At 69.3% G+C, this 4,478-nt stretch carries 6 protein-coding genes; 4 read left to right on the top strand and 2 right to left on the bottom strand.

Translation table 11 applies throughout. The annotated features are described in order from the left end of the window. The 4 genes from ACLN58_RS18360 to ACLN58_RS18375 all read left to right on the top strand — a co-directional run. A partial coding sequence (locus ACLN58_RS18360; protein ID WP_415856684.1) for a YgfZ/GcvT domain-containing protein occupies positions 1–479 on the top strand: 479 nt, incomplete at its 5' end. A gap of 25 nt (positions 480–504) precedes the next feature. Continuing rightward, positions 505–918, top strand: a complete 414-nt coding sequence (locus ACLN58_RS18365; RefSeq protein ID WP_415856685.1) for an ankyrin repeat domain-containing protein — start codon at positions 505–507, stop codon at positions 916–918. A gap of 72 nt (positions 919–990) precedes the next feature. Next, positions 991–2,505, top strand: coding sequence for an MDR family MFS transporter (locus ACLN58_RS18370; protein WP_415856686.1), 1,515 nt, complete (start codon positions 991–993; stop codon positions 2,503–2,505). Positions 2,506–2,515: 10 nt separating this feature from the next. After that, complete coding sequence (locus ACLN58_RS18375) at positions 2,516–3,346, top strand: aldo/keto reductase (RefSeq protein ID WP_415856687.1); 831 nt, start codon at positions 2,516–2,518, stop codon at positions 3,344–3,346. A gap of 8 nt (positions 3,347–3,354) precedes the next feature. Here the strand turns inward: ACLN58_RS18375 and ACLN58_RS18380 are convergent, their stop codons facing one another. Both ACLN58_RS18380 and ACLN58_RS18385 read right to left on the bottom strand, forming a co-directional pair. After that, positions 3,355–3,615, bottom strand: coding sequence for a hypothetical protein (locus ACLN58_RS18380; protein ID WP_415856688.1), 261 nt, complete (start codon positions 3,613–3,615; stop codon positions 3,355–3,357). 183 nt (positions 3,616–3,798) lie between these two features. Continuing rightward, a partial coding sequence (locus ACLN58_RS18385) for an ABC transporter permease (RefSeq protein WP_415856689.1) occupies positions 3,799–4,478 on the bottom strand: 680 nt, incomplete at its 5' end.

Consider the following 4,478-nt stretch of genomic DNA (forward strand, 5'->3'; position numbering starts at 1 on the left):
CCGCGGAGGCGCTCCGTATCGCCGCGTGGCGCCCGCGCGTCGGCTTCGAGACGGACGACAAGGTGATCCCGCACGAGCTGGATCTCCTGCGCACGGCCGTGCATCTGGCAAAGGGCTGCTACAAGGGCCAGGAGACGGTCGCGCGAGTCCACAACCTCGGGCACCCGCCGCGGCGGCTCGTCATGCTCCAGCTCGACGGCTCCACGCACACGCTCCCCGCGCCCGGCAGTCCCGTCTTCGTCGCCACGGACGACGGCGGCGAGAAGCAGGTGGGTCGCGTCACCTCCGCGGCACTCCACTTCGAGATGGGTCCGATCGCGCTCGCGGTCGTCAAGCGCAGCACCCCCGCGGACGCCGCACTCACCGTCCGCGGCGAGGCGGAGGGCGAGGTCTACGCCGCGGCCCAGGAGACGATCGTCGCGCCCGAGGCCGGGCAGGTGGTCCACCGGCCCACCGGGCTCCTGCGCGGCTCACACTGATCAGGCAGCCACCAAGGAGGACCCCGTGACCGACCAGCCCCAGCCCTCCGCGCCGGGCGCGCCGGACGACGACGTCGTCGAGCTCGCCTCGCGGCTGTTCGAGGCCGCGCGAGCCGGGGACGAGCCCACGCTCAAGGCGTATCTCGAGGCGGGGGCGCCGTCGTCGCTCGCGAACCAAGCGGGGGACTCGCTCGTGATGCTCGCCGCCTACCACGGGCACGCCGGGGTGGTGCGGCTGCTCGGCGCCCACGGCGCGGACGTAGCCGCCGCGAACGACCGCGGCCAGACTCCGCTCGCGGGCGCGGTCTTCAAGGGCTACGGGGACGTCGTGGAGGCCCTCCTCGAACTCGGCGCCGATCCGGACGCGGGCGCTCCGTCCGCGCGCGAGGCGGCCCAGATGTTCGGCAGGCAGGAGATGCTCGCGCGCTTCGACGTGTGATCTCGGTCTCTGATCGCGGCGGGCGAACACTTGCGGACGTCTGCTGTCCGCAGGAAGTGAGACCCTTGTTCGGTGGAAAGAATCGAGCGGCCGTGGGCCGCCCTCTGGTCCCTCGTCATCGGCTTCTTCATGATCCTCATCGACACGACGATCGTGTCGGTGGCAAACCCTGCGATCATGCGCGGCATCGGCGCGGACATCAATGAGGTCATCTGGGTCACGAGCGCGTATCTCCTCGCGTACGTCGTGCCCCTCCTCATCACGGGGCGCCTCGGCGATCGCTTCGGCCCCAAGAACATGTACCTCATGGGCCTCGTGATCTTCACGCTCGCCTCGCTGTGGTGCGGCCTCTCCGGGAGCGTCACGTCCCTCATCGCGGCCCGCGTGGTCCAGGGCCTCGGCGCGGGCCTCATGACGCCGCAGACGATGGCCGTCATTACGCGCATCTTCCCGCCCGAGCGCCGCGGCGCGGCCATGAGCATCTGGGGCTCGACCGCGGGCGTCGCGATGCTCGTAGGCCCGATCCTCGGCGGCCTCCTCGTGGACGGCTTCGGCTGGGAGTGGGTCTTCTTCATCAACGTCCCGGTCGGCATCGTCGGCTTCTTCCTCGCGATGCGCCTCGTCCCGAAGCTCACCACCCACTCGCACCGCTTCGACTGGCTCGGCGTCGCGCTGAGCGGCGTCGCGATGTTCCTCATCGTCTTCGGCATCCAGGAAGGCCAGACGTATTCGTGGGGCACCATCACGGGGCCCATCACGGTGTGGGGGATCATCATCGCGGGCATCGTCGTCATGGCGCTCTTCGTGGTCTGGCAGGCCATCAACAAGGCAGAGCCGCTCGTTCCGCTGGGCCTGTTCCGTGACCGCAACTTCTCGCTCGCGAACCTCGGCATCTCGACCGTGGGCTTCGCGGTGACCTCGTTCGGCCTCCCGACGATCTTCTACTACCAGCTCGTGCGGGGCATGACCCCGACGCAGTCGGCCCTCATGATGATCCCCATGGCGGTCCTCTCGGGCGGCCTCGCGCCGGTGGCGGGGAAGTTTGTGGACCGCGGGCACGCGAAGGCCATGAACATCGGCGGCATGTTCCTGTTCGCGCTTTCGCTCTGGCTCTACTCGGTGCTTCTGACGCCGGATCAGAACCTTGCGGTGCTGCTCATTCCGGGCGCCGTGCTGGGCCTTGCCAACGCGGGCCTCTGGGGCCCGCTCGCGACGCTTGCGACCCGCAACCTCCCGCCGCAGCTCGCGGGCGCGGGCTCTGGCATCTACAACACGACGCGCCAGATCGGTTCCGTGCTCGGGAGCGCCGCGATCGCGGCGTTCATGCAGGCACGCCTCGCGGACGACCTCCCGGCCCGCCCTGGCGGGGGCGGTCAGAGCACGAGCGCGCTTGCCGCGGGACAACTTCCGGCGATCCTGCAGAGCGGGTTCACGACCGCGATGTCCCAGTCGGTGCTGCTCCCCGCGGCGATCGTGCTGATCGGCCTGGTGGTGGCCTTCTTCTTTGTCAAGGTGCGCCCCGCGCCCAGCCGGCCCGCCCAGGCCGGCTCCCGCGAGGGCTCGCCCGTCGAGGCCGAGCGCCCGTAGGCTGGGGGGCATGACTGCCGCCCCGCGCATTCCCCTCTCGTCCGGCCACAGCATCCCGCAAATCGGGCTCGGGACGTGGCCGCTCGACAATGCGCAGGCGGCGGAGGTCATCGCGACCGCGCTCGAACTCGGGTACCGGCACGTGGACACGGCCGAGAACTACGGGAACGAAGAGGGCGTGGGGGAGGGCCTCCGTCGCTCCGGCGTGCCGCGCAAGGACGTCTTCGTGACGACCAAGTTCAACCGGGAGTGGCACAGCGTCGCCGGCGTGCGCGAGGCGTGGGAGCGCAGCGTGCGCCGGCTCGCGCTCGACTACCTCGACCTGTTCCTCGTGCACTGGCCGAACCCGGACCAGGGCACGTACGTCGAGGCGTGGGACGGGCTCCTGGCCCTCCGCGAAGAGGGGAAGGTCCGCTCCGTCGGCGTCTCCAACTTCACGCCCGCCCACCTCGACGCAATCATCGCGGCGACCGGCGTTGGCCCGGACGTCGATCAGATTCAGCTGAGCCCGTACTGGACTCAGCAGGCCGCGCGTGCGTATCACCTTGGGCACGCGATCGTGACCGAGTCGTACAGCCCGATCGGCCAGGGCAGGGACCTCCTCGCCGAGCCCGCCGTCGTGGCCGTCGCCGAGGCGCACGGGGTGACGCCCGCGCAGGCGGTGCTCCGCTGGCACACGCAGCAGGGGCTCGTCGCGATCCCCAAGTCGGCCTCGCCGCAGCGGCTCTCTGAGAATCTCGACGTGTTCGGCTTCGACCTCACGCGCGAGGAGCTCGCGGCGCTCGACGCCCTCGACGGGATGGGTCCCGCGGCTTCAGATCCGGACACGTTCGGGCACTGATCTGGCGGTTACGACTCGTCCGGAGCTTGCCCTCCCAAGGGCAGCTGAGGGCGACGACCCCAAGCCGAGACGCGGATCGCAACGAAGACCAGGCCCGAGAGCGCAAGCCACAAAGCGATCACGCCGAGCCAGTTCGCAACCCCGAATCCGAGCGACCACGAGCCGTCTGCGCGATTGGTCGCTTCAAAGTAGACCCCTCCGAAGAGACCGACCGCCCTGGTCCCGGGTTCGCGGGGCGAGCACATGAGCACGAGGATTGCGCCGGTCACCACGATGAGTGTTCCGGCGGCCCCTGCCTTCATGGCGCCGACAACTGCGCGACCTGTGCGGCGCGATGGCCGGATCATAGTGCTTTACCTACCGCAAGATTGCCCATGCTCACACGGTAGCTGGTAGTAGAAGCACTGATTGATGGGTGCGCTGGCCTGGGGTCGGCGGCGGCGATGAGCCCCTTATGAGCGGAGCGCGGAAGCCGGGTCTGCTCGGGCCGCGATCAGCGCCGGGTAAAGGGCGGCCAGCGCGCCTGTTGCGCCCCCTGATCCAACCGAGACAAGAGGCAGGGTCAGGGACAAGACCGGCTCCCAGCCGCTTGCCGCGGAGACTGCTATGACAGCCAGGGTTCCGGCTACCCCGCCCGCAAGCCCGCCTGCCAGACCAAGGAGAGTTCCCTCGAGGATGAAGATCGAGGCGATGGTGCGTTTCCTCATCCCAAGTGCTCGCCGTAGGGCGATCTCGGGAATTCGCGACTGCACGGACAGGTACATCGCGGTCGCGGCAGTGAGCGCGGCGAGAACCAGCAGCACGCTCGATACGCCGGTGATCATGAGTCCCAGTTCGGCGCCCACACCCAAGCGGAGGTTTCTGAGGTCTGCAACTGAGTTAACCGAGATGCCCGCCGGTGCGCCGGGAGCCAAGGCCTTGGGAATCGCTTCGCCGAGAGCGGCAGGGAATCCATCAGTGGTTCTGACGACGTATTCGGGATGGAGATTGCCAATGTGTCTCGCGGCGGCCGCGTTGAGGTAGACCTGCTGGTCGACGAGCGGGTCGCGGCCGGCTTGCGAGGCGATGCCGACCACTGGAACGGGGACTTGGCCTACCCAGATGAGAACGCCCGGGGCGGCTCTCGCGACGC

This window comes from Sinomonas sp. G460-2, from assembly GCF_047759905.1.
GTDB lineage: Bacteria > Actinomycetota > Actinomycetes > Actinomycetales > Micrococcaceae > Sinomonas.

Excerpts from the sequence above, each read along its gene's own strand:
- ACLN58_RS18375 (WP_415856687.1), top strand. The coding sequence starts at position 2,516 with ATGACTGCCGCCCCGCGCATTCCCCTCTCGTCCGGCCACAGCATCCCG.